Annotated in this window: 23 protein-coding genes; 8 read left to right on the top strand and 15 right to left on the bottom strand. The window is 72.0% G+C overall.

Annotated features, from left to right (window positions below):
- Nucleotides 1-48: 48 nt before the first annotated feature.
- The gene (locus tag SCNRRL3882_RS38575) at nt 49-933 is read left to right on the top strand and encodes a Gfo/Idh/MocA family protein (protein WP_010038076.1); all 885 of its coding nucleotides are present in this window, start codon (nt 49-51) and stop codon (nt 931-933) included.
- Nucleotides 934-953: 20 nt separating this feature from the next.
- On the opposite strand, the gene SCNRRL3882_RS38570 is transcribed toward SCNRRL3882_RS38575, so the two are convergent.
- Nucleotides 954-1,841, bottom strand: a complete 888-nt coding sequence (locus SCNRRL3882_RS38570; protein WP_029181051.1) for a GNAT family N-acetyltransferase — start codon at nt 1,839-1,841, stop codon at nt 954-956.
- A gap of 245 nt (nt 1,842-2,086) precedes the next feature.
- Here SCNRRL3882_RS38570 and SCNRRL3882_RS38565 point away from each other — a divergent pair, with 245 nt between their 5' ends.
- The 3 genes from SCNRRL3882_RS38565 to SCNRRL3882_RS38555 all read left to right on the top strand — a co-directional run bounded on the left by SCNRRL3882_RS38565 (nt 2,087) and on the right by SCNRRL3882_RS38555 (nt 4,863).
- The gene (locus tag SCNRRL3882_RS38565; protein WP_010038072.1) at nt 2,087-3,262 is read left to right on the top strand and encodes a beta-1,3-glucanase family protein; all 1,176 of its coding nucleotides are present in this window, start codon (nt 2,087-2,089) and stop codon (nt 3,260-3,262) included.
- 77 nt (nt 3,263-3,339) lie between these two features.
- The gene (locus SCNRRL3882_RS38560; RefSeq protein WP_010038069.1) at nt 3,340-4,479 is read left to right on the top strand and encodes a PP2C family protein-serine/threonine phosphatase; all 1,140 of its coding nucleotides are present in this window, start codon (nt 3,340-3,342) and stop codon (nt 4,477-4,479) included.
- A gap of 177 nt (nt 4,480-4,656) precedes the next feature.
- Nucleotides 4,657-4,863 carry a hypothetical protein gene (locus SCNRRL3882_RS38555; protein ID WP_010038066.1) on the top strand — a complete coding sequence of 69 codons (207 nt, stop codon included), beginning with the start codon at nt 4,657-4,659 and terminating at the stop codon, nt 4,861-4,863.
- Between the two features lie 15 nt (nt 4,864-4,878).
- Here the strand turns inward: SCNRRL3882_RS38555 and SCNRRL3882_RS38550 are convergent, their stop codons facing one another.
- The 6 genes from SCNRRL3882_RS38550 to SCNRRL3882_RS38525 form a co-directional block, all read right to left on the bottom strand.
- Entirely contained in the window at nt 4,879-5,370 is a 492-nt protein-coding gene (locus SCNRRL3882_RS38550) for a DUF5709 domain-containing protein (RefSeq protein ID WP_029181049.1), read from the bottom strand.
- Between the two features lie 132 nt (nt 5,371-5,502).
- Nucleotides 5,503-6,663, bottom strand: a complete 1,161-nt coding sequence (locus SCNRRL3882_RS38545; protein ID WP_029181048.1) for a HoxN/HupN/NixA family nickel/cobalt transporter — start codon at nt 6,661-6,663, stop codon at nt 5,503-5,505.
- Between the two features lie 152 nt (nt 6,664-6,815).
- Nucleotides 6,816-7,664, bottom strand: coding sequence for a proteasome subunit beta (gene prcB, locus SCNRRL3882_RS38540; protein ID WP_010038062.1), 849 nt, complete (start codon nt 7,662-7,664; stop codon nt 6,816-6,818).
- 109 nt (nt 7,665-7,773) lie between these two features.
- Complete coding sequence (locus tag SCNRRL3882_RS38535; protein WP_029181047.1) at nt 7,774-9,267, bottom strand: hypothetical protein; 1,494 nt, start codon at nt 9,265-9,267, stop codon at nt 7,774-7,776.
- A gap of 160 nt (nt 9,268-9,427) precedes the next feature.
- Nucleotides 9,428-11,782, bottom strand: coding sequence for a glycoside hydrolase family 65 protein (locus tag SCNRRL3882_RS38530; RefSeq protein WP_010038057.1), 2,355 nt, complete (start codon nt 11,780-11,782; stop codon nt 9,428-9,430).
- Nucleotides 11,779-12,519, bottom strand: a complete 741-nt coding sequence (locus SCNRRL3882_RS38525; RefSeq protein WP_010038055.1) for an HAD family hydrolase — start codon at nt 12,517-12,519, stop codon at nt 11,779-11,781. Before SCNRRL3882_RS38525 ends, SCNRRL3882_RS38530 begins: the two co-directional genes overlap by 4 nt.
- Nucleotides 12,520-12,595: 76 nt before the next feature.
- Here SCNRRL3882_RS38525 and SCNRRL3882_RS38520 point away from each other — a divergent pair, with 76 nt between their 5' ends.
- The gene (locus tag SCNRRL3882_RS38520) at nt 12,596-13,255 is read left to right on the top strand and encodes a nucleoside/nucleotide kinase family protein (protein WP_010038052.1); all 660 of its coding nucleotides are present in this window, start codon (nt 12,596-12,598) and stop codon (nt 13,253-13,255) included.
- 12 nt (nt 13,256-13,267) lie between these two features.
- On the opposite strand, the gene SCNRRL3882_RS38515 is transcribed toward SCNRRL3882_RS38520, so the two are convergent.
- The 6 genes from SCNRRL3882_RS38515 to SCNRRL3882_RS38490 all read right to left on the bottom strand — a co-directional run bounded on the left by SCNRRL3882_RS38515 (nt 13,268) and on the right by SCNRRL3882_RS38490 (nt 21,523).
- Nucleotides 13,268-15,100 carry a hypothetical protein gene (locus SCNRRL3882_RS38515; protein WP_010038049.1) on the bottom strand — a complete coding sequence of 611 codons (1,833 nt, stop codon included), beginning with the start codon at nt 15,098-15,100 and terminating at the stop codon, nt 13,268-13,270.
- Nucleotides 15,101-15,148: 48 nt separating this feature from the next.
- Entirely contained in the window at nt 15,149-16,867 is a 1,719-nt protein-coding gene (locus SCNRRL3882_RS38510) for a hypothetical protein (protein ID WP_010038043.1), read from the bottom strand.
- 2 nt (nt 16,868-16,869) lie between these two features.
- Nucleotides 16,870-17,772, bottom strand: a complete 903-nt coding sequence (locus SCNRRL3882_RS38505; RefSeq protein ID WP_029181046.1) for a carbohydrate ABC transporter permease — start codon at nt 17,770-17,772, stop codon at nt 16,870-16,872.
- Nucleotides 17,769-18,680, bottom strand: a complete 912-nt coding sequence (locus tag SCNRRL3882_RS38500) for a carbohydrate ABC transporter permease (RefSeq protein WP_010038040.1) — start codon at nt 18,678-18,680, stop codon at nt 17,769-17,771. Before SCNRRL3882_RS38500 ends, SCNRRL3882_RS38505 begins: the two co-directional genes overlap by 4 nt.
- 124 nt (nt 18,681-18,804) lie before the next feature.
- Nucleotides 18,805-20,127, bottom strand: a complete 1,323-nt coding sequence (locus tag SCNRRL3882_RS38495; protein WP_029181045.1) for an ABC transporter substrate-binding protein — start codon at nt 20,125-20,127, stop codon at nt 18,805-18,807.
- A gap of 274 nt (nt 20,128-20,401) precedes the next feature.
- Entirely contained in the window at nt 20,402-21,523 is a 1,122-nt protein-coding gene (locus SCNRRL3882_RS38490) for an ROK family protein (protein WP_029181044.1), read from the bottom strand.
- A gap of 238 nt (nt 21,524-21,761) precedes the next feature.
- On the opposite strand from SCNRRL3882_RS38490, the gene SCNRRL3882_RS38485 reads away from it, so the two are divergent.
- Nucleotides 21,762-22,661, top strand: coding sequence for an N-acetylglucosamine kinase (locus SCNRRL3882_RS38485; RefSeq protein WP_010038033.1), 900 nt, complete (start codon nt 21,762-21,764; stop codon nt 22,659-22,661).
- 168 nt (nt 22,662-22,829) lie between these two features.
- Complete coding sequence (locus SCNRRL3882_RS38480) at nt 22,830-24,746, top strand: phosphatase PAP2 family protein (protein WP_010038031.1); 1,917 nt, start codon at nt 22,830-22,832, stop codon at nt 24,744-24,746.
- 169 nt (nt 24,747-24,915) lie between these two features.
- Here SCNRRL3882_RS38480 and SCNRRL3882_RS38475 read toward each other — a convergent pair whose 3' ends face one another.
- Both SCNRRL3882_RS38475 and SCNRRL3882_RS41230 read right to left on the bottom strand, forming a co-directional pair.
- Nucleotides 24,916-25,317, bottom strand: coding sequence for a DUF3662 domain-containing protein (locus SCNRRL3882_RS38475; protein ID WP_010038028.1), 402 nt, complete (start codon nt 25,315-25,317; stop codon nt 24,916-24,918).
- Between the two features lie 53 nt (nt 25,318-25,370).
- Entirely contained in the window at nt 25,371-25,532 is a 162-nt protein-coding gene (locus tag SCNRRL3882_RS41230) for a hypothetical protein (protein WP_173937338.1), read from the bottom strand.
- A gap of 167 nt (nt 25,533-25,699) precedes the next feature.
- Here SCNRRL3882_RS41230 and SCNRRL3882_RS38470 point away from each other — a divergent pair, with 167 nt between their 5' ends.
- Nucleotides 25,700-26,620, top strand: a complete 921-nt coding sequence (locus tag SCNRRL3882_RS38470; protein WP_010038027.1) for a MurR/RpiR family transcriptional regulator — start codon at nt 25,700-25,702, stop codon at nt 26,618-26,620.
- Nucleotides 26,621-26,786 lie beyond the last annotated feature (166 nt).

Genomic DNA, 26,786 nt, shown 5'->3' with positions numbered 1-26,786 from the left:
CCGGGGAAGGGCCGTCGGCTGTCCAGGGCACCGTGGAGAGGCGGCGGCATGCGCATAGGACTGCTCGGCACCGGCCCATGGGCGCAGATGGCCCACGCACCCGCCCTGAGCGGGCACGGCGAACTCGACTTCGCCGGGGTGTGGGGACGCCGCCCCGAAGCGGCGAAGGAGCTGGCGGAGCGGCACGGTGTCCGGGCGTACGACGACGTGGACGCGCTGTTCGCCGACGTGGACGCGGTCGCCGTGGCGCTGCCTCCCGAGGTGCAGGCCGGGCTCGCCGCGCGGGCGGCACGGGCCGGGTGTCATCTGCTGCTCGACAAGCCCCTGGCGGCGACGGTGGAGCAGGGGCGGGCGGTGGTCGGGGCCGTCGAGGAGGCCGGAGTCGCCTCGGTCGTGTTCTTCACGGCGCGCTTCCAGAGCGAGCCGGACGCCTGGATCACCGAGCAGGCGGCTGTGCCGGGTTGGTTCACGGGTCGGGCGCAGTGGCTCGGCGCGGTGTTCAGCAGCGAGAGCTCCTTCGCCACGCCGTGGCGGCGGGAGAAGGGCGCCCTGTGGGACGTCGGGCCGCACGCCCTGTCCGTCCTGCTGCCGGTGCTCGGCGACGTGCGGCGCGTGACGGCGGCGGCGTACGGCCCCGGGGACACCGCCCATGTCGTCCTGGACCACACCGGCGGCGCGTCGAGCACCCTCACCCTGAGCCTGACGGCACCGCCCGCCGCGTCCGGTGCCGCCGTGGAACTCTTCGGGGAGGCCGGGGTAGCGGTCCTGCCGGAGAGCTCCGAGGGAGCGGTCCCCGCGCTGGTGCGAGCCGTGGACGCCCTGCTGGCCGCCGCCCGGACCGGCCGCCCGCACGCGTGCGACGCTGCGTTCGGCCTGCGGGTCACGGAGATCCTGTCGGCGGCCGACGCCCTGCTGAACGTCGGCGGGCGTTAGTCCTTCAACACGGCCGGCTCCTACGCCGGTTCGAAGTTGAGGCGTTCCCTGACCACCGGGAAACCGGCCTTGGCGAAGTTCGCGGCCATGGGGAAGTTGCCCTGGTCCGTGGCGGCCGCGACGAACTCGGCACCCCGCTCGGCCAGGAAGTGGGTGCACTCGGCCAGCAGGTCGTAGGCGTAGCCGCGGCCCCGCTGTTCGGGCAGGACTCCGATGAAGCCTATGCACGGGCCCGACGGGTTGTGGGCCGGGATGTGGATGCCGACCGGTTCGCCCTGCGGTGTGGCGGCGACCTGCCACCACTCGCGGGGCGACGGGCACCAGCGGAAGAAGTCGAGTTCCTCCTGGGCTGCCCGGTCGACTCCGCCCTGCTCGACGGCTCTCAGCGCGTGGGCGTCCAGCGTGACGGAGTGGATGCGCCGCAGCGCGTCGAAGAACACGGCGTCGTCCGGTTCGGCACGGAACACCAGGCGCCCGGGCCGCTCGGGCAGACCGCGGTCGGGCGTCCACCGGTACAACAGGCGTTCCACCAGGAGGTCGTAGCCGGCCTTCCGTGCGGCGGTGATACGGGTCTCGGCCGCGGCGCGCAGGGCCGGGTCGTCACGCCAGTTCGCGGGCGCATTCAGTTCCAGTTCCACCTGCCAGGGGGCCGAGCGCAGGAGTGCGGCGCCCGCCTCCTCCTCACCTTCCGCCACGTCGAACCAGTTGAGGTTGACGGGCTCGGTGTCGTCGGGGCCGCCCCACCAGGCGCCGCGGGCCACGACCTTGCCGTCGCGCAGGGCCACCCGCTTCCAGTCGGGGCGATGCCGGGTCAGCCGGTGGCCCTCACGGGCGCCCAGAGGATCGGGCAGGGTGTCGAAGAGATCGGCGTCGCTCGCGTCGAGCGCGCGGATGACCACATCGGTCAAGGAATTCCTCCGGGATGCGTGCTGCGGAGAGCCATCGCTTTCCGACGCGCCTTAAGTGGCCCATAAGAGCCGGTTAAGCGATCAACGGTGTCCCCAAGTGGCGGCTTCCGCAAGGGATTTCTGCATGGCGGACGGGTTGGCGAGGGCACGGCCCCTCCGTAGCATCCGTCACACGGATCCGCGTGAGAGCGCTCTCAAACCAACCGACGACCCGCACCCCCCCGTACGACAAGGAGACCCCCCACATGACTCCTCATCACCGACACCCGCTCGCCCGCCGCACGCTCCTCGCCGGTCTCGGCGGCGCGGTGGTCGCCGCGATGGCCCCCCGGGCGGTCGGGAACACGGCCGCACCGAAGGCGGCGGCCGCTCTCCCCCTGACGCTCGTCAACAACAGCGGATCCTTCGGCAACGCGAGCGTCCACGTCTACGTCGTGGGCAACGCGGACGGCCGGCAGGTACGTCTCACGCCCGAGGGCACGCCGGCCCCGGTGGCCCTGTCGGACAACGGGCCCGACGGCTTCACCGACTACGCGATCCCCCTGGCCGGCAGCGGTGAGACACGGCTGTCCCTGCCGTACATGTCGGGCCGGATCTACGTGTCGCTGGGCGCGAAGCTCAAGTTCAAGGTCGTCGTGGACGGGGCGGGCCGGCCGGCGCTCCAGTACCCCGCCGGCTGGGTGCCGTCCGACCCCGGCTACGGGGTGCTGCACGACTGCGCCGAATTCACGTACAACGCGTCGGGGATGTTCTGCAACACCACCATGGTCGACATGTTCAGCGTGCCGCTGAGCATCCGGCTGACCGGCGCGAAGGACCAGACCACGGGCACGCTGCGGGACGGAGGCCGGGCGGCCGCGTTCGCCGCCGTGCGGGAGGTGCCGGAGTTCGCGCGACTCGTCGTGGACGACACCCGGATCATCGCCCCCGGGCACGGCCTGGACGCCGGTCTGTTCGCCGAGGACTACTTCGCGCCCTACATCGACGAGGTGTGGAGCACGTACACCGGCAAGGACCTGAAGGTGGCCACCAACGCCGGTACGTTCACCGGCCGGGTGCGCGGTGAGCGGCTGTCCTTCACCGGGCCCGCCGAGGTCTCCTTCGGCAAGCCGTCCACCCGGGACGTGCTGTTCTGCGACGGTGCCCTCGCCGCTCCCAACGACGGGACGACGGGGCCGGTCGCCGCGGTCCTGGGCGCCGGTTTCAACCGCTCGACGCTGGTGAGCTCCGCCGCCCAGCCGACGACCGACGCCGCGTCCTTCTACCGGACCGGCCTCACCAACCACTACGCCAAGGCCATGCACGCGGCCGCGCGGGACGGCAAGGCGTACGGCTTCGCCTTCGACGACGTGGCCGACTTCGCCTCGTACGTCCAGGACACGGCGCCGACGGGGCTGCGGCTGACGCTCACGCCGTTCTAGCGGGCGCGCACGCCCCTGCGGGCTGACGCTCGCACCGTCCGCGTGCGTCGCCCGGTGGGGCGTAGCAGCGTGGTGGTGTGAGCAGTGCGCGCGCCCGGCTGCCGCGCCGGGCCGGGGGCCGTGACCGGAACCTGGACCGGCACCCGGACCGGCGGGGCTGGCTGCGCGGTGCACCGCCGCCGGTCTGGGCGCGGGTGCTGCCGTCCGTACTGCTGGCGGGTGTCTGCGCGGCTGAGCTGATCAGTCCGGAGCCGCTCGACATCGGCTTCCTGCTGGGCGCGATCCCGCCGCTGGCCGTGCTGGCGCACGGGCCGGTCGTGACGGCGGTGCTCGGTGCGCTGGCGATGGTCGTGCTGACGGTTCCGGTCTTCCGTCTGAACGACCCCGGCAGCACCGATCTCCTGACCGTGTGCTTCGTCGCGGTGCTGAGCGTGCTGCTGTCGTACGTGCGCAGCAGGCGTGACGCGCAGCTGGTCACCGAGCGGGCCGTCGCCGAGGCCGCGCAGCGGGCCGTGGTGCCGCCGCTGCCGGAGCGGGTCGGGCCGGTGCGGTGCGCGGGACTGTACCGGGCCGCGCAGAGCGGGACGCTGGTCGGGGGCGACTTCTTCGACGTACGCGCGGGCCCCCACGGCGTACGGGCGGTCATGGGCGATGTGCAGGGGCACGGGCTGTCGGCGGTGGCGACGGTCGCGTCGCTGCTGGGGGCGTTCCGGGAGGCGGTGCTGGACCAGCCGGATCCGGAGGCGGTGGCGGCCCGGCTCGACCGGAGGCTGGCGGTGGACTCCGCGGGCGAGCCGCACGGCGAGCTGTTCGCGACGGCGGTGCTGCTGGACTTCTCCGCCGACGCGGGTGTGGTGCGGATCGTGGCGTGCGGGCAGTCCGGGCCGTTGCTGTTGCGGGACGGGCGGGCCGTGGAGCTGGACGTCGAACCGGGCATGCCGCTGGGGCTGGGCCTCGCCGAGGCCAGTGCGCCGAGGGTCGTCTCGGTGCGGCTGCGGGCCGGCGACCGGCTGTTCCTCGCGTCCGACGGTGTCACCGAGGCCAGGGACGCGGGCGGGGTCTTCTATCCCCTGGCCGAGCGGCTGCCGGGCCTTGCCCACGAGGATCCCGCCGGGCTGGCGGAGCGGGTGTGGACCGACCTCGTCCGCCACTGCCCGGATGTGCGGGACGACGTCACGATGCTCGTGCTGGCGCCCCGCCCGCGGGGCGTGTCCTGACGGCGGCGGCTCACCGGCAGGCTTCCCACCTGCTTGCGTCGGGTTGTGGGAGGGGGTTCCGCTGCCGGGGGCGGAGCTCTCCGGATGCACGCCGGGCTCTCGCGGTGAATGGTGATATCGGACCGGTTTTTCAGCACCGGGGCCGCACCAGCGATCCGGACCCTAGGAGCAGAGAACATGTCGACTTCACAGCCCCACGCGTCCCGGCCGCCCGAGGACCGCGCCACCCCGGACCGCCTGCTCCACGCCCGCACCGGCACCGACGTGTCGCCGGAGGACCTCGTCCTCGCCTCGGGCAAGGACCTCACCCCGCGCAACCTGGAATGGGCCAAGCGCAAGCTGGCGGCGGAGGGCCCGGCCGCGCTGGAGAAGCTGCTGCCGTAGCCCCCCGGCCGCGGGTCACGCCCGGTCGTCGTCCTCCGGCAGGACGCTGTCGTCCTCCACCACGTGTACCGCGGCCTCCTCCGCACCGGCCGCACCCCCGTCGATACCGATGTCCGTGGCGACGGTCTCCTTCGTCGTGTCTGGGTGGGCGCCCTCGTCCGGGGCGACCAGGCGGCCCGCACGGACGGTGCCGGCCTCGGGGTCGACCGGCTCGCCGTCGCTGTCGGGGGTGTCGCCCACACCGTCCCCGGCCGGCTCGGCGGACACGTCGGGGACCTCCTGGGAGAGCCGGTCGTCGAGGGTCTCGCCCTCGTGCTGCTCGGCGGCGGTCGTGCCGCGCTTGGTGACGCCGAGCGGCTTCTCCGGCGGGGAGTAGCCCTCGTCGAGGGTGTCGTCGTAGGTCCGTTCGTCGACGGCGTCCTGGAGGTCCAGAGGCGCGGCGTCCTCCTGCTCCTCGTTGCTCCCGGTGGGCTGGTACGCGTCGTCCGCCATCGGCTCGGGGCGCATCGGTTCCGTGCCCATCACTTCTGCCTCCCTGTCGCGCTGCGTCGACTCGTTCGTCTCTCGTGCCCGTTCCGCGTTTCCCGTTACGCGGGCTCTAACCTCGTCGGACGCCGTCGGGTCGCCCGTCCGTCGCCGTCATGGACCGACGCCGCGCCCCGGCCCCGCCAGGCCACCCGTCCACCTCTCCTCGATGCGGCCGAGCCTCCACACCAGCAGCGCGACGACCCAGGTGGCGACGAACAGCGCTACGACGACGTACCCCAGGACGTTGAGGTCGAGGCCGGAGATCCAGTTCCAGAAGGGGCCGTGCAGGCCGAGCTGCTCCACGAGCAGACCGAGGAGTTCGACGGTCCCGATGAGCAGGGCCACGGCGACGGACAGGCCGGTGATCGTGAGGTTGTAGTAGACCTTGCGGACCGGCTTGGAGAAGGCCCAGCCGTAGGCGAAGTTCATGAAGGAGCCGTCGATGGTGTCGAGGAGGCACATCCCGGCGGCGAACAGCACGGGCAGGCACAGGATCGCGTACCAGGGCAGGCCGGACGCGGCGCCGGAGCCGGCCAGCACGAGCAGGGCGATCTCGGTGGCGGTGTCGAAGCCGAGGCCGAACAGCAGACCCAGCGGGTACATCTGCCCGGGCTTGGAGACCGACTTCATGACGCGGCCCAGGAGCCGGTTCATGAAGCCGCGGTTGTTCAGTTGCTCCTCCAGGGCGGCCTCGTCGTAGTGGCCCGAGCGCATGCTGCGGAACACCTTCCAGATGCCGGTGAGAATGACGAGGTTGACGGCCGCGATGAGGTAGAGGAACGTCCCGGAGACGGTCGTGCCGATCAGACCGGTGACGTCGTGCAGCGAGGAGCCGCCGTCGCGGACCGGCCCGGCCAGGGTCTTCACGCCGAGGGTGAGCAGGAAGGACAGGGCGAAGACGACGCTGGAGTGGCCGAGGGAGAACCAGAAGCCGACCGACAGCGGCCGCTGCCCCTCGCCCATCAGCTTGCGGGTGGTGTTGTCGATGGCGGCGATGTGGTCGGCGTCGAAGGCGTGCCGCATGCCGAGCGTGTACGCGGTGACGCCGATGCCGACGCCGAAGGTCTGTGTGCCGATGGTGCGGTGCTCGGGGGCGACGATCGCGACAAGGGTGAACCAGCCGATCACGTGCAGGGCCACGATGACCGCGGCCATCCCCCCGACCCTGGTCCACTCCTGCCGCGTCATGGAGGCACGGACGCGGTGCCGGGCCGCGCGCTGGGCGACAGCCGGGGCGGGGAGGGGCGGAGTGGACTCAGGGGCGGCCGTCATCGGGGGGAAGGTCTTTCTGTCGGACGGACGGCTGCGGGGAACAGCCTCGTGCCATCCTCCGGTACCTGCAACATGTGTGCAGTAAAGCCGGCGACAGGTCTTGCCCATGGAACCGAAAACTCCGCCGGAGCCGGGCGCCCCGAGGCGGGGTGTCACACCGCGGCGTTCGGTCCGTCCGGCCGGCTGCGGCGCTGCTCGACCATCTCGCGGCTGAGCTCCTCCGTCTCCGCCTCCGGCAACCGCTCGTAGCCGTTCTCGGTGATGACGGACACGATGGGGTAGATGCGGCGGGTGAGGTCCGGGCCGCCGGTCGCCGAGTCGTCGTCGGCCGCGTCGTACAGCGCCTGGAGCGCGGCCAAGGCGGCCTCGCGCCGGGACATGCCGGGACGGAACAGTTTCTTCAACGCGCCCCGGGCGTACGGCGAGCCGGAGCCTTCGGCGTGGAAGCCGAACTTCTCGTAGCGGCCGCCGGCGACGTCGAAGCCGAAGATGCGGCCGCGCCCGCCCTCGGGAGCCGCGGGGTCGTAGCCGGCGAGCAGCGGGACGACGGCGAGACCCTGCATGGCCTGGCCCAGGTTGCCCCGGATCATCGTGGCCAGCCGGGTCGCCTTCGCGGCGAGGGTCATGGGGATGCCCTCTACCTTCTCGAAGTGGGTCAGCTCGACCTGGTAGAGCTTCACCAGGTCGAGTGCCAGCCCGACGGAACCGGCGAAGGCCACCGCGGTGTGGTCGTCGGCGGGTTGCACCTTCTCCAGGTCCCGCTGGGCGATGAGATTGCCCATCGTCGCCCGCCGGTCGCCCGCGATCAGCACGCCGTCGCCGAAGGTGAGGGCCAGCACGGTCGTGCCGTGCGGGGCGCCCTCGGCACGGACGCCGTCCGGGAGGATCCGGCGGGTGCCCAGCAGTTCGGGGCGGTGGGCCGCCAGGAACTCGGTGAAGGACGAGGAGCCCGGTGTGAAGAACTCCTCCCCCAGCCGGCCCTCGTGGTCGATCCCCGCCATGGCGTTCCCCCCTCGTCCGTGACCGTCAACCCGTCCGCGACCGTCAACCGACTCCTACCTGAACGGGGCACGCGGGAAACGCGAGTTGGGGCAGGACTGCCGTACGGCGTCAGGGGCCGGTCCGCTGTGGGGGTGGTGCGACGCGGATGTCCAGGTCCGAGATCCGGTGGACGGGCCAGGTACGGGCGTAGCGGGGCGGGGTGCCGCCGGCCGGTGTGATGTGGGCGACCGGGAGACGGTCCGCGGTGCGCAGGATGTCGGCCACCGTGGTGTTCTCGTTGTGGCCGGAGGTCGCGCCCGAGGAGCAGCCGGTGTAGTAGCCGATCGGGATGGCCTCGTGGCCGGTGAGCAGGCAGGGCGGGCGGACGCCGAGGCGGTGCAGCGCTCCTGCGGTGCGGTCCCAGTCGCGGCGGCTCTCGGTGTTGCGGGAGACGGTGCTCTCCAGGACGGCGATCTGCGCCGCCAGATGCCCGGCCAGGCCGAGCGCGACCAGGGCGGCGGCCACCGGTCGCCACGTCCGGTCCGGGGTCCGGGCCAGGTGCCACAGGGCGTCGGCGACCGGGATCGCGAGCAGCGCGTAGGCCGGCTGGAGGAAGCGGGGCGCCGCGTAGCCGATCATGAACAGGTACGGCAGTGCGGCCGTGGCGGCGCAGGCCAGCGGGACCAGGGTCCGTTCCAGGCGCCGGGCCCGGGCCGCGACGAGCAGGCCGAGGCCGGCGAGGACGGGCAGGGTGAACCACCAGACGGTGACCAGGGGGTTGGGCATCGCCCCGGTGCACGGCCGGCACAGGGCCCGTCCGCCCAGGCTGCGCAGTTGGTCGTCGACGGCGATCTGCCAGCCCAGCCCGCCCTGGATGCGGGAAGCGTCAGACAGCCGCTGCCCGAGACCGCCGTGGCCGACGTAGGCCTCGATCACCCATTCGACGGCGCCGGCCGCGAGGCCTGCCACGAGCACGAGGAGGAGCCGCCAGTGGCGGCGCACCAGGGCGAGGACGAGCAGCGGCAGGGTCACCCAGACCGCGTCGGTGGGCCGCATCCACGCCATGAGGGCGGCGCCCGCGGCGACGCCCCACAGCTCCGCCCGGGCGGAAGGTTCCGCCCGGGCCCGCAGGAAGCAGCCCACGCTGATCAGGGCGCCGATCGCGACCCAGTAGTTGGGCATGGCCTGCGGACCGTAGAAGAGGGTCACCCACAGGGAGGCGAAGAGGGCGCCGCCGACGGCCAGGACCCGGGTCGGGAACAGGCCCCGCCAGGCGCGCAGGGCCAGGTAGAGGGCGAGGCCGGACAGCAGGGCGAGGTAGACGCGCAGCAGCGGCGTGGACGACGACCAGGACGCGATCGGCGCCACGAGCAGGGAGACGCCCCGGGAGCGCGGTGCGCTGAAGAAGGCCGCCGGAGTGTGGGAGGTGACCTGGCTGACGTAGACGATCTCGTCCCAGCCCAGGCCGAGGACGGGCCGCACGAGGACCAGTTGCGCGACGGTGAAGGCGGCGGCCACCGCGGCGAGCGGTCCGTCGACACCTCGCCTGCGGCTGGTGCCCGACGCAGCCGTCCGTTCGCGTCTTCGCCTACGAACGAGAATGGCGTTCGCGCCGTCGGACATCGTCCACCCCTTACCCCTGCGCGTCGCAGGGCCGCAACGACCTCCAGTGCCCGCAGGCCGAACATGGAAGTCCGATGATCGGAAAACACGGCCAAGCTAACCCGCGGGGTGGAGCGGCGCAGAGCGGTATTCGGCCAAGTGCCTGACGCGTTCCGGGGAGTCAGGGGGTGTTCGGGGCGCGGTGCGGTGGCTGGCTCGGGGCCGGACGCCGGGGCGGCGGGGGAACGGAGCGGGTGACGGGGGCGTCCTCACGCACCGTCACCTCGCTGCCGTGATGGCGGATCGTCAGGGGCGGGCCGGACCGCAGGGTGTACGTGACCTGACCGGCGGTCAGCTCCACCCGCAGGCACCGGCCGAGGAACCCCACCGAGAAGGCCAGCCGGCTGTACCTCTCGGGCAGGCGCGGCGCGAACCGCAGGGCGCCGTCGGCGCACCGCATACCGCCGAACCCGGCGACCAGCACCATCCAGGTGCCGGCCAGCGAGGCGATGTGCAGTCCGTCGCGGGTGTTGTGCTCCAGGTCCCCGAGGTCCATCAGCGCGGCCTCCGCCGTGTAGGCGCAGGCCAGGTCCAGGTGGCCGGCCTGGGCGGCCATGACGGCCTGGACGCAGGCCGACAGGGAGGAGTCCCGTACGGTCAGCGGCTCGTAGTAGGCGAAGTTGCGGGCGATCTGCTCCTCGTCGAAGTACTCCTCGAAGAAGCTGCCGCAGGTGTACATGGCGAGAACCAGGTCCGCCTGCTTGATCACCTGCTTGCGGTACAGGTCGAAGTACGGGAAGTGCAGCATCAGCGGGTACTGGTCCGGGCTGGTGCGGGCGAAGTCCCAGCGCTGGTAGCGGGTGAAGCCGGCGTGCTGTTCGTGCACGCCGAGCTCCTCGTTGTAGGGGACGTGCACGGCCTCGGCGGCGTCCCGCCAGGCGGCCCTTTCCTCCTCGTCGGCGCCGAGCCGGGCCGCCTCGTCGGGGTGGCGTTTGCAGGCGTCGGCGGCGGCCAGCAGGTTCGCCCGGGCCATGAGGTTGGTGTACGTGTTGTCGTCGGCGATGGCGCTGTACTCGTCCGGTCCGGTGACGCCGTCGATGTGGAAGACGCCCCGGTCGTCGTGGTGGCCGAGGGAGCGCCACAGGCGGGCGGTCTCCACCAGCAGCTCCACGCCCACCTCGCGTTCGAAGGTCTCGTCGCCGGTGACGGCCACGTACCGCACGACGGCGTCGGCGATGTCGGCTCCGACGTGGAAGGCGGCCGTGCCGGCCGGCCAGTACGCGGAGCCCTCCGAGCCCTCGATGGTGCGCCAGGGGAACGCGGCGCCGCGCAGGCCGAGCTGGGCCGCGCGCTCCCGTGCGGCGGGCAGGGTGTCGAGGCGCCAGCGCAGGGCCTCGGCGGCCGCGGCCGGCGCGGTGTAGGTCAGCAGGGGCAGGACGAACGCCTCGGTGTCCCAGAAGGCGTGGCCGTCGTAGCCGGAGCCGGTGAGCCCCTTGGCGGGGATGGCGCGCTGTTCGGCGCGGGCGCCGGCCTGGAGGACGTGGAAGAGGGCGAAGCGGACGGCCTGCTGGATCTCCTCGTCGCCGTCGATCTCGACGTCGGCGCGCCCCCAGAAGTCGTCGAGGTAGGCCCGCTGGTCCTTCAGGAGCCCCCACCAGCCGCTGTGCGCGGCCGCCGCCAGGGCCGCCTCGACCTGGTCGCTCATCGCGGGCCGGGACCGGGCGGCGGACCAGCCGTGCGCGACCAGCTTCTCCACCCGCAGCCGCTCCCCCGGCTCCAGGACGGAGGTGATGGTCAGCCGGGCCACGTCCACGTTGCTCTCGCTGCTGGTGGTGGTCCGTTCCGGGCCGGTGACGAGGTGGTCGGCGGCCACGGCGACCCGCAGGCCGCTGCGCCGGGTGCGGTGGACCAGGCGCAGCCGGCTGCCCGAGGCGAGGTCCTCCTCCGGTTCCAGCGGCGACTTCAGTGCCCGTGCGGCGCGCGGGTCGCCGTCCGGCTCGGGCAGGCTCTCGTTGGCGACCAGCTCCGACTGGACGACGACGCGGGTACGGCTGTCGACGGGCTCCACCTCGTACGCCACGGCGGCGATGGCCCGCTGGGTCAGGGACACCAGCCGCGTGGAGCGCACCCGGACCGTCGAACCGGCCGGGGAGGTCCACTCGCAGACCCGTTCCAGGACGCCGCGCCGCAGGTCAAGGGTCCGCTCGTGGCTGACGAGCCGCCCGTAGCGCAGGTCGAACGGCTCGTCGTCGACCAGGAGGCGCAGCACCTTGCCGTTGGTGACGTTGATGGACGTCTGGCCGGACTCGGGGTAGCCGTACCCGGCCTCGGCGTACGGCAGCGGGTGCAGTTCGTGGACGCCGTTGAGGTAGGAGCCGGGCAGGCCGTGCGGTTCGCCCTCGTCGAGGTTGCCGCGCCAGCCGACGTGGCCGTTGGACAGGGCGAACACGGACTCGCTCTGTGCCAGGACGTCGAGGTTGAGCTCCGTCTCGCGCACCGTCCAGGGTTCGACGTTGTACGCCCGCTGTGCGATCACTCCGTGCCCCCCAGCTCGGCGAGGTCCTGCACCACGACATCGGCGCCGTGCGCGTACAGCGCGTCGGTCTGTCCCACCCGGTCGACGCCGACGACGTACCCGAAACGGCCCGCGCGGCCGGCGTCCATGCCGGCCAGGGCGTCCTCGAAGACGGCTGCCTCGGCCGGTTCGACGCCGAGGTCCTCGGCGGCGGCCAGGAACGTGTCGGGGTGCGGTTTGCCGGGCAGCTTGCGCTCGGCGGCGACCACGCCGTCGATCCGTACGTCGAAGAAGTGCTCGGCGCCGATCGAGCGCAGCACGTCCCGGCAGTTGGCGCTGGAGGAGACGATGGCGGCGCTCAGTCCGTGGGCGCGGACCGCCTCCAGATAGCGCAGGGTGCCCTCGTACGCCTCGACGCCGTCGGTGCGGATCTTCTCCAGGACCAGCTCGTTCTTGCGGTTGCCCAGCCCGTGCACGGTCTGCGCGCCGGGTGGGTCGTCGGGATCGCCGTCGGGCAGGTCGATGCCGCGGGACGCGAGGAAGGTGCGCACACCGTCGGCGCGCGGCCGGCCGTCGACGTACTCGTCGTAGTCGGACGCCGCGTCGAACGGCCGGAAGTCCGCGCCGTCGCGCTCGCGCAGGAAGACGTCGAACATCTCCTTCCAGGCGGCCGCGTGCACGACGGCCGTCTTGGTGACGACGCCGTCGAGGTCGAAGAGGCAGGCGTGGATGTCTTCGGGGAGACCGAGCTGCGTCATACAGGTCCGGTTCCCCGGCCGGCGATGTCCAGTGAGTGGCGCACGCCACACTCCGGGAGGGTGAAAGACTCTGCGTGTGCCGCTCACCTTCGACGACCTCGTCCACCGCGCCCGGGCCCTGCCCCAGGGCGGCCGGCGCGCGCTCCTCGGTATCGCCGGCAGCCCCGGCGCGGGCAAGTCGACGCTCGCCGAGCGGCTGGTGCGGGAACTGAACGGATCCGGTGACCCGTGGGTGGCGCACGTCCCCATGGACGGCTTCCATCTCGCCGACGCCGAACTGGAGCGGCTCGGCCGCCGGGACCGCAAGGGCGCGCCCGACACGTTCGACGCGGCCGGGTACGCGGCGCTGCTGCGGCGGCTGCGGGAGGAGACGGACGACGTCGTGTACGCGCCCGGCTTCGAGCGTGTCCTGGAGCAGCCGATCGCGGGGGCGATCCCGGTGCCGCCGGCGGCCCGGCTCGTCGTGACCGAGGGCAACTACCTCCTGCTGGACACCGGCGCCTGGGCCCGGGTCCGCCCCCGGCTCGACGAGGTGTGGTTCTGCGAACTCCCCGAACCGGAGCGGCTCCGGCGACTGGTCGCCCGGCACGAGGAGTTCGGCAAGGGGCACGAGGAGGCCGTGGCGTGGGTGATGCGGTCCGACCAGCGCAACGCCGAACTGGTAGCCGCGACGCGGGACCGGGCCGACCTCGTCGTGCCGGAGTCCGCGCTGCCCCGTGTGGACGCGCAGGCGTGAACGGCCGGCGGCTCAGCGCCCGAGCGTGAGCTCCGGCTCCGCGTCGGCGCCGCCCGCCGCGTCGCCGATCACGGCCGTGAACCCCTCGGTGCGGACCTTCAGGCCCGTTCCCTCGCGCTCGAACACGGGCGTGAACGCGCTGTCGTCCGGGCCGTAGCGCACGGCGAAGACGTGCAGGTCCTCGGGTGCGCCTGGGGCGGGTCCGGCCTCCAGGGCGGTCGAGGCGACCAGGTGGCGCCAGCCCTCGTCGGGGTTGCCGTAGCCGCGTGGGTCGGCGGCCAGGGCGAAGGCGGCCTGCTCCTGGGTGGTGTCCGTGCGGGCGTCGAAGTGGTGCGGGTCGTCCGGGCCCGGGTGGGTCAGCCGCAGGGCGCCCGCCGACGACACCCGGGGCTCCGAGACACGGCGTACCCGGTCGCCGTCGTCGGCGGCGTACGGCAGGCCGGCGAGCAGGTACGGCGTGCCCGGGAGCCGTTCCACGGCGACCGTCGTCCACAGGCTCGTGCCGTCGGTGACGTACAGGGACCGGACGTGGCGCAGGACGTGGTCGCGGCCGACGACCGGCTTGGTGACCAGCTTCGCCGTCAGTCCGTCGGCGGTCACGTCCCGGACGCGGACCTCGCCCATCGGGCGGGTCAGCAGGAAGCCGTCCGTCACCGGGCCGAAGCCGTGCTGGCGGTTGACGGCGGCCGGCAGGTAGTAGGTGCCGGCGGCCTCGACCAGCGCGGGCGTCATCCGGTCGTCGAAGGCCACCGACACCGAGCCGGAGCGCAGTTGGTGCCGGGCCGGAGCCGTGGACGGGGCGCGGTGCCAGCGCGTGGTGTCCTGGATCTGCCAGACCAGCATCCACGCGAAGTGGCCGTCGACGCCGCCGTCCGCCTTGCTCGCGTGCCGGGCCCAGCGGCTGTCGCCCCGGTAGCGGCCCAGGTCGGAGCCGATGCGGGCGCTGAAGTAGCGCAGGCCCAGCACCGACTCGAAGGCGGAGTGCTGCTCGCTGTAGCGCGGGCCGCCGTTGTCGAAGCCGCCGTTCGTCAGGCGGGTGTCGATGTAGCGGGCGAGCGCGTCGCCGTCCTCGGCGAAGACCTCCTCGCCGCTGACCCGGTGGGCCTGGGCGAGGAAGGACAGGGAGATCGGGCCGTAGTTGTTGTCGTAGGCGCCGCCGTGCTCGGGCGGCAGGAGGGCGCCGCGGTCGCGGACGCGGTGGGCGCGGATCTCGTCCTCGTACAGCCGCATGGCGCGCCGCCGCACCGACTCGCCGTCCGGCGAGGGCAGGTGCCGGGCCAGCATCAGGCCGCCGACGACGCAGCCGATCGCCTGGTTGCCGGCCTCCTGCGGGTTGAAGAACGTCGCCTCCGTCAGCCAGCGCCAGTAGCCGTGCGCCACCTCGACGAGCCGGGCGCGCTGTCCGTCGTCGACGAGGCCGTCCGCCGCGTCCAGCACGTTCACCGCCTGGAGCAGGGCCCACACCGTGCTCGGCCAGTCTCCGATGGGGTGCGCGCCGGCCTCCAGGGTGTAACGGGCGTACGGCAGGCCGGAGTCGCGCGTCTTCAGGTTGGGGTAGCCGGGGTTGTCCTCGGTGTAGACGCGCTCGCTCAGGTGGAAGGCGAGGCTGCGGCGCACCGCGTCCGGCAGGCGGGGGTCCTTGGTGCGCTGCCAGGCCAGCGCCAGCAGAGACGTGATACCGAGGGAGGTGTCGCCGATGTCGTCGACGCAGTCGGGGTGTTCGAGGTTGCCCTCGGGCGTGAGGCGCGCGAGAGCCTGCTCGGTGACGTCGGCGAGGACGGCGTCGTACGCCTCCGGAGTGTCCGGGAGGTTGTGCAGCGAGCCGAGCTGGTGCGGGAGATGCACGGGATCAACCCTTCATGCCTGGAGTGGCCATGGCGTGGTTCGTCGGGGTCACACGGTAGGTGCGGGCCGGCGGGCGCGCAGGGCGGCGGTCAGGGTCTGCGGCCCCAGTCCACCGAGGTAGACACGGTTCCCGGTCGTCGCGTCGGTGCCGCCCACCACGGTGTAGTCCTGCCCCGGGTCGTACCGCAGTACGTCGCTCCGGTCGGGCCCTGCGAGCGGTTCGCCCGCCTCGACGCCGACCTCGACCCGGATCTCGTCGTCGCCGACCCGGTAGGTCATCGGCCCGGTCGTCAGGCACCAGCGTCCGTCGCCGATCGGTACCGCGCCCTCGGTCACGCCGCCCGGCCGGAAGGTCAGTTCGAGGGCCCAGGGCACCGGTGGGCCGCTGATGTCGATCCGCAGGTCGGCCCCGTCCTCCCTCAGGTCGACCTCGACTCGGGTCGTGTGGGAGACCTCGTCCTGAGGGCGGTCGGGGAAAGCCATCGCCGCGGAGAAGCGGCCCTCGTCCACCAGACGGTAGGCGCCGTCGTCGCGCCTGCGGTCCTTCGGGAGCGGCTGGTAGTAGGCGGTTGTGAGGGCTTCGGTGAGCCGGTACCGGTTGTCGGCGAGCTGTTCCATGTCGGCGGCGCGGAACGGGCCCAGGTCGAAGAACCCTCGCGAGAGGCGGACCGCGTCGAGGACGGCGGCACCGGCGAACAGGCGCAGGAAGGTGGGGTTGCAGGCGAGGCCCGAGCGGATGCGCCGGTGCTCGGGCACGTCGGAGCCGCCGTAGACCACGGTGTGCGCGGTGGCCGAGGCGTGTGCGGCGAGGCGTGCGGTGGGGAGGTACCGGTCGCGCGGGAGCTTCTCCGCGTCCGGGGCCGGCAGGGCGCGGCACAGATCCGGGGTGAGGAGGGTCTGGGCGAGCAGGTCGGGGTCGTCGATGCCGTCGGCGGCCGCCAGGCGGGCCGCGCGGGCGAAGTCGCCCCGGCCGGTGCGGATCGCGAGCAGCCGGTAGTGCGGCAGGTAGGGCCACAGCGGGAACGAAAGCCTCTGGTCCTGGCGGCGCGAGTGGACGGTCTCCACCGTGCCGTCCGGCCTGATCAGGTCCAGGGTCGTGGCGAGGTTGCGCTCGACGGCGTCCAGCAGGTCGGTACGCCCGAGCACCTCGGCCAGCAACAGCAGCGACGGGTTGGTCACGAGGGACGCGTAGACGGCACTGCGTTCCGAGTACAGGCCCTCCGCGTCGATGTCGACGCCCTCGGCGAGCCACTCCTCGACGCGGTCGAGCAGCCGGTCGTCGGGGAACGACCGGTGCAGACGGGCGAGCGCCGCGCTCAGCTCCCAGCGGTGGTTCGGGGTGTGCACACCACCGGTCAGGAGACTCGCGGTGGCGGCGCCGGCGATCTCGGCGAGCGCGGCCGTCACCTCGCCCAGTTCCGGTCCCGCGTCGGCGGCGAGGACGTACGCGTCGCACACGTCGTTGACGGTGAACGCGGAGTCGGGCGGTGACTGGACGTTGTCGCCGCCCGCGAAGAGACCGGAGGGCGTCTGCACGGCCCGCAGGGCCCGCAGGTGCGTCATCGCGGCGGCGACGGCCTGCCGGCTGCCGTGCAGTGCCGAGTCCGGGAAACGGTATGCCGCGACCAGGGTCTTCACCCGCCGCGCCAGACCACGATGCGCCACACCGGCTGGTTCCTCGTCGGGGCCGGCCGCCAGCGCGGCGGCCGACCGGTCGGCGGCGCGGGCCACCGACCGGACGAACTCGTGATCGAGCGTGGTGGGCAAGCTCAGTCCTTCAGTCCGGCATTGATGTCGGCGCCCATGACGTAGCGCTGGAAGACCAGGAAGATCGCGATCAGAGGGATCATGGAGATGACCGATGCGCCGAGCAGTACCGACCAGTTGATGTTCTGCGCACCGACGATGCTCTGGATGCCGATCTGCACGGTGAACTTGTTGGGGTCGTTGAGCATCAGAAGCGGCCAGATGTAGTCGTTCCACCGCCACTGGAAGGACAGGATGGCGAGGGTCAGCATGATGGGCCGGGACAGCGGCACCATGATCCGCACGAAGATCGACAGTTCGCGGGCGCCGTCGATGCGGGCGGCTTCCACGAGTTCGTCGGGAACCGTCAGGAAGAACTGGCGGAACATGAAGCATCCGGTCGCGGTGAGCACGGCCGGAAGGATGATGCCGGCGAACGAGTTGTAGAGGCCGAGGTCGCGGACCACCAGGAACTCCGGGGCGAGCATGACCTCGCCCGGCAGCATCGTGGTGGCCAGGATGCAGAGGAAGAAGGCCTTGAGCCACCTGTTGTCGTACTTGGCCAGTGCGTACCCGGTGCAGCAGCTGACGCCCACCGTGAGGATCGTCGTGATCACGCACACGATGGTCGTGTTGATGAAGTACTGGGAGAAGTTGGCGCTGTCCCACGCTGCCCTGAAACCCGACAGGGTGGGGTTGTGCGGAACCAGCGTCAGGGGATAGGAGAACAGGTCGCTGGCCGGCTTGAGGGAGCTGAGGATGAACCACAGCACCGGCAGCCCGTAGAGGCAGGCCAGGAGCCACAGCAGTGTCGTCGCGGGCACCGCCCGCCGGAGCCCGCCGGTGGCCGCGCCGCGGGGCCGCTTCTTGGAGACGGCCCGTCCGCGATCGGCGTCGACCGGCCGTGGCATGTCTGTGGTTGTCATCGGTTCTCCACCCGCCGGTTGACGATCAGCTGGATGATCGCGACGGCCATCAGGATGAGCATGAGCACGAACGACGCGGCGCTCGCGTAGCCGATCTGGCCCCGTTTGAAGCCGGTCTCATAGATGTACTGGACCATCAGGTTGTTCGACGTTCCGGGTCCGCCGTTGTTGAGGGCGACGAACACCGGGTATTCCTTCATCGCGTTGATCGTGTTGAGCAGGATGACGATGAACGAGGTGGGCGCGATGCTCGGCAACGTGATGTTGAAGAACTGGCGCCAGGGGCCGGCGCCGTCGAGCGAGGCGGCCTCGTAGTAAGACACCGGTACGTTCTTGATCGCCGCGATGAACAGCAGCATCGAGAAGCCCGTCCAGGCCCAGGACGCCGCCATCACCACCACCAGCAGCGACAGGTCCGCGTTCGACTGCCACGGAACGGCGTGCCCGCCGAGTTCGTGGATGATGTAGTTGACCAGTCCGAAGTTCTCACCGAACAGCCACCGCCACAGAACACCCACGACGATGGGCGACAGCAGCCACGGGATGAAGAAGATGACGCGGGCGACCGACGCTCCCTTGGCGTGCCTGCTCACCACCACGTTGGCGATGAGCAGCGAGAACACGAAGTTCAGCGGAACGAAGAGCACGGTGTACAGCAGCGTCCGGCTCAGCGCGTCGTAGAAGGTGGAGTCCCCGAACAGGTTCTGGTAGTTGTCCAGTCCGACGAACTGGAACACCCCTACGCCCGTGTAGTTCGTGAAGGAGTAGACGAGCCCGATCACCGCAGGCCAGACGAAGAACAGCGCGAAGAGCACGACATTGGCCGCGATGAGGACGAGCGGCGCAAGGGTGTACTTACTGCGTCTCCTGGGCGGGCTCGCGGACACGTCCGGGGCGCGTTTGGTCATCTTCCTGACTCCGTGCTGGTGGAAATGGGGTCCTGTGGGCTCAGGCCAGAGCCCGGCATCACGCGGGGGTCCGCGGCCGGGCGGCGGTGTCTCGACCCCGCCGCCCGGGCCTGCCGGCCTGCGCTCAGCCGCCGACCTGCTGGTTGTAGACGTCCACGATGTTGTCCAGCGCCTTGTCGACCGACTGCTGGCCGTTGATCGCCTTGCCGAGCTCCGTCTTGGTCGGGTCCTCGGGAAGGCTCTTGCCCTTCAGCACCCACTGCGTCTGCGCGGTGTTGAAGTAGCCGGAGATGGGGGCGTAGAGCGGGATCGACTCGTTGTACAGCTTGAACGCCGCCTGCGCCGCCTCGGACTTGAAGGGGTACTTCGGGTTCAGACCGCTCTCGACCGGCAGGAACCCGGACGCCTCACACAGCGCCTGGTAGTGGGCCGGCTCGTACAGCCAGGACATGAACTTCTTAGCGGCGGTGGCCGCGGCGTCGTTGTTGTTGAACCCGACCATCATGCCGCCGCTGTTGACGTCGCTGGCCTGCACCGGCTCGGCGGGAGTCGGGACGCTCGCCCAGTCGAACTTCTTGATGCTCTCCGCGAAGGCGGGAACCTGCCACACGCCGGACCAGTAGGCGACCACGTCACCGCTCTGGAACATGGCCGACGGGTCGGCGCCACTGGTCCACACCGACTTCGGCATGGTCTTGTCGTCGTTCATCCCGACGAAGCGCTTCACGGCCTTCCTGGTCGCGGCGTCCACCGAGAACTTGCCGGAGGAGTCCGCGTGGACGTACTTCCCGCCGAGCTCGTACACCATGGCGCGGAGCCGGGACGGCGACTGGTCGAACGTCAGGGAGTACTTGGCGCCGGTCTTCTCCCGGACCTTGTCCGCCGCCTTGATGAAGTCGGTCCAGGTCCAGGTCTTCCGGGGCGAGGTCGGGAAGGAGACGCCGGCCTTCTTGAACAGCGACTTGTTGATGAACAGGCCGGACGCGGTGATGTCCGAGGGGATGGACAGCACCTTCCCGGACGAGTCCTTGGCGACGAAGTTGGCGTTGATCTTGTTGCTCTTGTTGTTGGCGATGGAGCTGAGGTCGATCAGCTTGTTCGCCCAGATCGGGTCCAGCGCCGGCACGGCCGCCAGATCGGGCAGGGAGTTCGCCTGCGCGGCGTTGTGCAGCTTCGTCGGGTACCCGTCGTAGGGGATGTTGACGATGTTGACGGTGACGCCGGCTTCCTTCTTGTACTGCGCCACCATCTTCTTCCAGCCCGCGTCCTGCCCCGGAACCGTGGAGATCCAGAACGTCAGCGACTTGGCGTTCCCGCCCGAGTCGGACCCCGACCCGCAGGCGGAGAGCAGAAGGGCACCTGCCGTGGCCACGGCAGCGAGGGGAACAACGCGGCGTATGCCGCCGCGGCCGAGTCGGCGGGAGCGCCGCACACCCACACTGGTCATCTTCAGTCCCTTTTCGTCGTAGCGGAAGAAGCACGGCGCCAGCCGAGGCGGCACGGGTGCATTTTGCAGAGGATTTCGCTTTCCGGGGGCACGGCCTCGCCCGGCCGCGTCGCCTTGACGGGTGGGGTCCCCGGCCATGACGGCCGACGTCGCACGAGCACGCCCTCGTGCGGCTGCCGTACTTCGCGTACGGGCGGGAGGCTCACCCGGAGCCAGTGTCCCGACCGGCTCAGAAAGCGCTTGTCCGGACATTGGCAGACCGATGGCGCAGCCGTCAATGCTTCGCCCGTACAGCTCCGGTCACGGTTTGAATTCCATGGGCCACGGCCAGCCTGCTGGCGCCCGCAACGGTGCCGGTGTCACCCACCACGCTGCTGACCACCTCGGTCGGCCAGGCCAGCCGGGCGAGCTCGGCCCGCACACCGGGCAGGAGCTGCGGGTCCGCGCCGGTGCCGCCGCCCAGCACGATCAGTCCGGGGTCCAGTACGGCGGCGACGGCGGCGGCGAGCCGGCCCACGTCGGCGGCGTGCGAGGCGACCACGGCACCGGCCGTGGCATGCCCCTGCCCGGCTAGGGCGAGGAGCCGCTCGGCGGTGCGCGGGCGGGGTCCGTCGGTGTCCTGCCAGGCCTCGGCCGCCCGGCGCAGCAGGGTGCGCGAGCCCATGCGCTGCTCCAGGCCCTCGTGGCGCGGGGCGCGGTCGTCGTCCCAGGGATAGGGCAGCCGGGCCACCTCACCGGCGGCGCCGTTCGCGCCGCGCAGCACCCGGCCGCCGATGACGACGGCGAGACCGATGCCGACGCCGATGCGCAGGTAGCCGAAGGTGTCGCGGCCGACGGCGGCGCCCTCGTGCAGTTCGGCGAGGGCGGCGCAGTTGACGTTGTTCTCCAGGTGGACGGGGACGCCCTCGGGCAGCGCGACGGCCATGGCGTCGAAGACGGGCCCGGCCTTGGCGGTCGCGGGGCGCTCCCCGGCGCCCTCCCGGTCCCGTGTGGTGACATCACCGACGGCGACGACGACGGCCCGCAGCGGGGCCCCGGCGGGCAGCGCGTCGAGGACCTTGCGGACGGTGTCGGCCGCGTCCGGGCGGGAGCCGGTGCCCTCGGCGAGCAGGGTGCCGTCCAGGGCGCAGCCGCGCACCCGGGTCACGGCCGGTCCCAGGTCGACCGCGAGCACGGCGCCGGCGGCCGGGCCGAGACGGTAGATCGCGGCGCTGCGGCCGGTGCCGCCGGAGGCCCTGCCGGAGTGGGCGGCGAGCCCGACGGCTTCGAGCTCGGCCACGGCGGAGGAGACGGTCGGCTTGGAAAGGCCCGCACCGGCTGCCAGCTGGGGGCGGGTGGCCGTGCCCGTCCCGGCCAGTACGTCGAACACCACACGGGCACTCTCACTCAGGTGCATGGTCTCCCCAGGTCGTGCTGCGGCCGGGCAGGGCGGCGGCAAGGATCGCGCGGCATCGGGAATTCCGTGCCTCTTGACGCACCCTACTTCGTTAGTTAACTTCCTAACGAACTTCACGGTACTCGCCTGCCGTGACCCGCAGAAGCCCGTCCCGGGGCTTCCTCACCTCTTCAACTGGCGTGGTCACGCACGGTTCGCCTGCCGTTCGCCGTGACCGCGCACCGACGAAAGAGGACCCGTGCAGGACTCCACGCCTTACGTGGTCGGTATCGACGTGGGCGGAACGAAGACGCATCTGCGCGCCCTCGGGGGCGGCGGACGCGTCGTCGACCGTGTCCGCAGCAGTGCGGGCTGGCGGCCGCACGAGCCCGGGGCCGCGGCCGACCGGCTGGCCGCGCTGGTCCGCGACGCCCTGCCGGCGGACGGGCGCCCGTCCGCCGTCGCCGTGGGCGGCCACGCGTGCGAGACACCACGCCAGTGCGAAGCCATCCGGACCGCGCTTCAGGAGCGGCTCGCGGTGCCCGCGCTGGTCGTGGGCGATGCCGAGCTGCTGGTCCCCGCAGCGGGACTGGACAAGGGCGTCGGACTGGTCGCCGGTACCGGTTCGGTCGCGGTGGGCCGGCTGCCCGACGGCGGTCCGGTCCAGGTCGGCGGCTGGGGCGCGGTGCTCGGCGACGAGGGCGGCGCGGCCGGGCTCGTCCGCGAGGCCGCGCGGGCCGTCTGGGCGGCGCACGACCGCGGCGAGGAGCCCGACGCGCTGGCCGAGGGGCTGGTCGCCGCATTCGGCGTGACCGAGGTGCCCGCGCTCGGCGCCGCGCTGGAGGCCGCCACGGACGTCTCCGCCGAGTGGGGCCGGCATTCCCCCGCGGTGTTCGCCGCCGCCGACGCGGGCTCACCGCTCGCCCGGGCCGTGATCGCCGAGGGCGGCAGGGCACTCGCCGCACTCGTCGTGCGGCTCGCCGGGCGCGGGGTCGTGGTGGACGACGTGGTGGTGGCGGGCGGCACGGTCCTCGCCCAGCCCGCCCTGTACGAGGCGTTCACCTCCGCGCTCGCCGGGTCCCTGCCCGCGGCCCGGCCGCAGCCGCTGCGCGTGCCGCCGGTCGAGGGCGCGGTGGCGCTGGCCCGTTCGCTGCTGTGAGCCGGGCGGTCGCCGTTCACGCTCCGGACACCGGCTCGTGGCCGACCCCTCTCCGAAGGGTCACAACACGGCCGTAGATCTTCGCTCGTCCCCCGGCCGCACGGCCGAAGACCGCGCCGCAGAACTTCTGTCGCAGACCCCCGTCGCAGAACTCAAGAGAGGCACAGCATGCCGTCACCAGCCGGGCAGTCCACCACCGCATCCGTCGACCGGCGCGGTTTCCTCAAGACCTCCCTCGGCGCCTCGGCCGGCGTGCTGGCCGCGCCGGCCTTCGCCACGTGGCTCGCCGCCGCCGACGCGAAGGCCGCCACGGGCCCCGCCGCGTTCGTCGACGACTACAAGTCGAACGTCCTGACGAACCAGACCCCCGAGACCAACGCGGTCGTCCGGATCCTGGGCGGCATGTCCCAGGTGTGGAAGACCGGCGACGCCTGGGACACCGGCCGGGTCCTGGACCGCGAGGTGCTGCGCGCCAACATGCGCTACTGCGCCCGGATCACCACGTCGCGCACCGAGGCGCAGGCGAAGGAGGCCTTCCTCTACGACCGCCAGCACCAGAGCTACGCCATGATCGGCGGCCTGGGCCCGCTCGCCGGCCTGTACAGGTCGGGCGCCAAGGCGGTCACGTCGATCACCAGCGCCCCGGACGGCACGCCCGCAGGCAAGATCAACGACGCCGTGCCCGCCGACGCCCCGGCCGGATCCGCGCTCGGCGCGGGCTCCTACGACTCGGACCTCGGCACGGTGGCCAAGCTGGTCGACACCGTGCGCGGGCCGTTCGCCTCGGGCAACCCGGCCAAGTTCACCTTCCAGTACCCGCGTCCGTGGCGGATGAACGAGGACAGCGAGGTCGTCGACACCGGGACGAAGGACGCCCTCGGCTACCCGGTGTACGACTCGGACGTAATCGTGGCCCCGCAACTGCTGCGCCAGCGCTCCGAGACCCCTCAGGAGGACGGCGGGTTCCCGAGCGGCCACACCAACGCCTTCCATCTGGCCGGTCTGGCCTACGCGTACGCGGTGCCCGAGCGTTTCCAGGAACTGGTGACGCGGGCGTTCGAGCTGAGCCACACCCGGATCATGTCGGGCATGCACTCCACCGTCGACGTCATCGGCGGCCGGATCATGGCGACCGCCCTGACCGCGGCGACGCTGGCCGACCCGGCCAACGCGGAACTCAAGGCGGCGGCACGCGCCCAGGCCCTCGCCTACTTCACCGAGAAGACCGGCACGACACCGGACACGCTGTACGCCTACGCCCACTCGGACGCCGACGACGCCTACGCCGACCGCGAGGCCAACGCCCGGGCGGTCCGGGCCCGATCGACGTACGTCCTGCCCCGCCGTGGACGCAAGGAGCCGCTCACCGTGCCGAAGGGCGCGGAGGTCCTGCTGGAGACACGGCTGCCGTACCTGAGCGCGGCCCAGCGCCGCGAGGTGCTGCGCACGACCGCGCTGCCCTCCGGGTACGTCCTGCTGGACGGCTTCGAGCAGTGGGGCCGGCTCAACCTGTTCGCGGCGGCGGACGGATACGGCGCGTTCGACACCGACGTCACGGTGACGCTGGACGCGGCAGCCGGTGGCTTCCACGCGGCGGACAGCTGGCGCAACGACATCGAGGGCGACGGCGGTCTGACCAAGCGCGGCACGGGCACGCTCAGGCTGACCGGCCACAACCGGTACCACGGCGGGACCGTCGTCGAGGACGGCACGCTGGTCGCCGCGTCACCGGGCGCCCTGGGGCAGGGCGACGTCCGGGTCACGGGCGGCACGCTGCGGGCGGACGAGGTCCTGCGGGTGCGCGGCTCGTACGTCCAGGAGGGCGAGTCGACGCTGGAGTTGCTGCTGCGCAGGAACCACGGCCCGGCGCTCACGGTGAGCCGGCGCGTGCTGCTGGGCCGGGGCAGCGTGCTGTCGCTGCGGCTCGACGCCGAGCGGCCGCCGGTCGCGGGGACCACCGTCCCGGTCCTGTCGGCCCCGTCCTTGCGCGGCCGGTTCGACCGTGTCGAGCTGGACTCGACGACGCTGCGGGCCGTGCCCGTTCACACGGCTGAGGGTCTGTCGGTCCGACTCGTGAAGCGGTGACGCCCCGGGCGGCGGGAGCGGATGCACAGTGGGTCCATGAGGGACCTCCGGACCACTCCCGCCGTCCCGCCGCCGCTGTCGCAGGATCTCCAGCCGCCCCGTCGACGACGCCGGGCACCCGATCACGATCCATCGCCGTCGAAGCGCCGGCCCAGTGTGTCTGTGCGGGTCAATGGGTCGCGTGGAAGAACCCGTCCGTGCTCACGTGCTGCATGACGCGGCTGGCCACGCGGTAACGGCCATTGGGTACCTCCGGGCACCTCGCGACGTGGACCGCGAGCGGGCCCGCGAACTCGTAGCCCCTGCGTTCCGCGTGGCGGGACAGGCTGTCGGTGAGGGCCTGGCCCACGCTGGTGCCGTGGCGCGTCAGCTGGTCGTGCACCTCGTCGGCGAGTTCCACGTCGTAGGCGTTGGGGACCATGACACGGCCCGCCCGGCACACCACGGCGTTGTCGTCGCACTCGTGCCGAAGCGCGTCGAGGACCTCGACCGGCTCCTTGTCGAGGACCCGTGCCCACAGGGCCTCCCATCGGTTTTCCAGTGTCTCCTCCAGCGCACTCAGTGCGCCCATGCGGTCTCACCTGCCGGAAGCGTCGTCGGGTCGGTTGCGGTGGCTGGAGCGTGTCAATGCTCGTCGTAGTCGTCGGGCCGCACCTCGGCCTCCTCCAGGGCCTCGCGCATCGTGCGGCCGGTGGCGCCCGGCGGCCGAGGCCGGTTCTCGTCCTGGTGTTCCAGGACCTCGTCCGTGGTCTGCGTCTTCGGCCGGTTCTCCTCGGGGACGGTCATGACGATGGCTCCTCGTCCGTCGTGTCGGGATCTTCTGCCGCGGCGGGTTCCCGCCCGGCGTCCGGGTATCCACCTGCCGGGCACCTCATGTGCTGTGCGAAGAAGCCCTGGTCACCACGGTGCGTGAGCTATGTTGAACGTCCCTGGGAGACGAAGGAGGCGAACCGGTGCCATCGCCGCAGCAGGCACGCGCACAGGCATCCGCGATCACCTCGGGGAAGGCCGACCCCGAAGCGGAGGTCTCCCCGTCCGCCCAGCTCAGAGCGCTCTTCGACCGGCCCCGGCTGTCCCCCGGCCAGCGGCGCATCGCCCAGTACCTGATCGAGAACATCACCGAGGCGGCGTTCCTGTCCATCACGGATCTCGCCGACCGTGTCGGCGTGAGCCAGCCCTCGGTGACGCGGTTCGCCTCGGCGGTCGGCTTCAGCGGTTACCCGGCGCTGCGGGAGAAGCTCCAGTCGATCGCGCTCGGCACCCTCGCGGGCGGCGGCCCGGCCGAGGAGAACCAGGGCAACGAGCTACAGGCGGCGGTCGACGCCGAGATCGAGAACCTGGAGAACCTGCGGCGGGACTTCGCCGACCCGAGCCTGGTGATCGACATCGGCCGCAAGCTGTCGTCCTCTACCCCGCTGACGGTCCTCGGCCTGCGCATCTCCGTCTCGCTGGCCGAGTACTTCGCCTACGCCGCCCGCCGGATCCACCCGGACGTCCGGCTCGTGACACGGGGTGGCAGCGTCGCCTACGACGCGCTGCTCCAGTCGCGCGAAGCCGGCGGCACCTGGGTGCTGGCGTTCTCCATGCCCCGGCACGCCCAGGAGACCCTGACGGCCGTCCGGGTGGCGCGGGGCGCCGGGCTCAAGGTCGCCCTGATCACCGACCTGGCGCTCGGGCCGCTCGCGGACGAGGCCGACGTCGCCTTCGCCATCGGGACCGGATCTCGCCTGGTCTTCGACTCCTACGCCGCCCCGGGCGTGATGTGCTCGGCGCTGCTCCAGGCCATGACGGACGCGGACCCGGAACGGACGCAGGCCCGGCTGGAGGAGTACGAACAGGTCGCCGACCAGCACCATTTCTTCCTCCGCGACTGACTTCGCGACTGACTCCGCGTCTGGCTCCCCGACTGAACGGCACGCGTCAGACGGCGTCAGGCACACAGGACCGCACGAGGGGACCATCCACAACAAAGCGCGCATGAATGTTTTCATGCGGCTTGAAAACCGGATGGCATATATAAATACTGCTCACGGATCGCGA

The sequence above is a fragment of the Streptomyces chartreusis NRRL 3882 genome (assembly GCF_900236475.1).
In the GTDB taxonomy this organism is placed as follows: Bacteria; Actinomycetota; Actinomycetes; order Streptomycetales; family Streptomycetaceae; genus Streptomyces; species Streptomyces chartreusis_D.
Note: the sequence above shows the minus strand (reverse complement) of the source record. Positions and strands in the feature narration are given on the sequence as shown.

Coding starts and splice junctions, on each gene's coding strand:
- SCNRRL3882_RS38575 (WP_010038076.1), top strand. CDS start 49: ATGCGCATAGGACTGCTCGGCACCGGCCCATGGGCGCAGATGGCCCAC.
- SCNRRL3882_RS38565 (WP_010038072.1), top strand. CDS start 2,087: ATGACTCCTCATCACCGACACCCGCTCGCCCGCCGCACGCTCCTCGCC.
- SCNRRL3882_RS38555 (WP_010038066.1), top strand. CDS start 4,657: ATGTCGACTTCACAGCCCCACGCGTCCCGGCCGCCCGAGGACCGCGCC.
- SCNRRL3882_RS38550 (WP_029181049.1), bottom strand. CDS start 5,370: ATGCGCCCCGAGCCGATGGCGGACGACGCGTACCAGCCCACCGGGAGC.
- SCNRRL3882_RS38545 (WP_029181048.1), bottom strand. CDS start 6,663: ATGACGGCCGCCCCTGAGTCCACTCCGCCCCTCCCCGCCCCGGCTGTC.
- prcB (WP_010038062.1), bottom strand. CDS start 7,664: ATGGCGGGGATCGACCACGAGGGCCGGCTGGGGGAGGAGTTCTTCACA.
- SCNRRL3882_RS38535 (WP_029181047.1), bottom strand. CDS start 9,267: ATGTCCGACGGCGCGAACGCCATTCTCGTTCGTAGGCGAAGACGCGAA.
- SCNRRL3882_RS38525 (WP_010038055.1), bottom strand. CDS start 12,519: ATGACGCAGCTCGGTCTCCCCGAAGACATCCACGCCTGCCTCTTCGAC.
- SCNRRL3882_RS38505 (WP_029181046.1), bottom strand. CDS start 17,772: ATGACAACCACAGACATGCCACGGCCGGTCGACGCCGATCGCGGACGG.
- SCNRRL3882_RS38500 (WP_010038040.1), bottom strand. CDS start 18,680: ATGACCAAACGCGCCCCGGACGTGTCCGCGAGCCCGCCCAGGAGACGC.
- SCNRRL3882_RS38495 (WP_029181045.1), bottom strand. CDS start 20,127: ATGACCAGTGTGGGTGTGCGGCGCTCCCGCCGACTCGGCCGCGGCGGC.
- SCNRRL3882_RS38490 (WP_029181044.1), bottom strand. CDS start 21,523: ATGCACCTGAGTGAGAGTGCCCGTGTGGTGTTCGACGTACTGGCCGGG.
- SCNRRL3882_RS38480 (WP_010038031.1), top strand. CDS start 22,830: ATGCCGTCACCAGCCGGGCAGTCCACCACCGCATCCGTCGACCGGCGC.
- SCNRRL3882_RS38475 (WP_010038028.1), bottom strand. CDS start 25,317: ATGGGCGCACTGAGTGCGCTGGAGGAGACACTGGAAAACCGATGGGAG.
- SCNRRL3882_RS41230 (WP_173937338.1), bottom strand. CDS start 25,532: ATGACCGTCCCCGAGGAGAACCGGCCGAAGACGCAGACCACGGACGAG.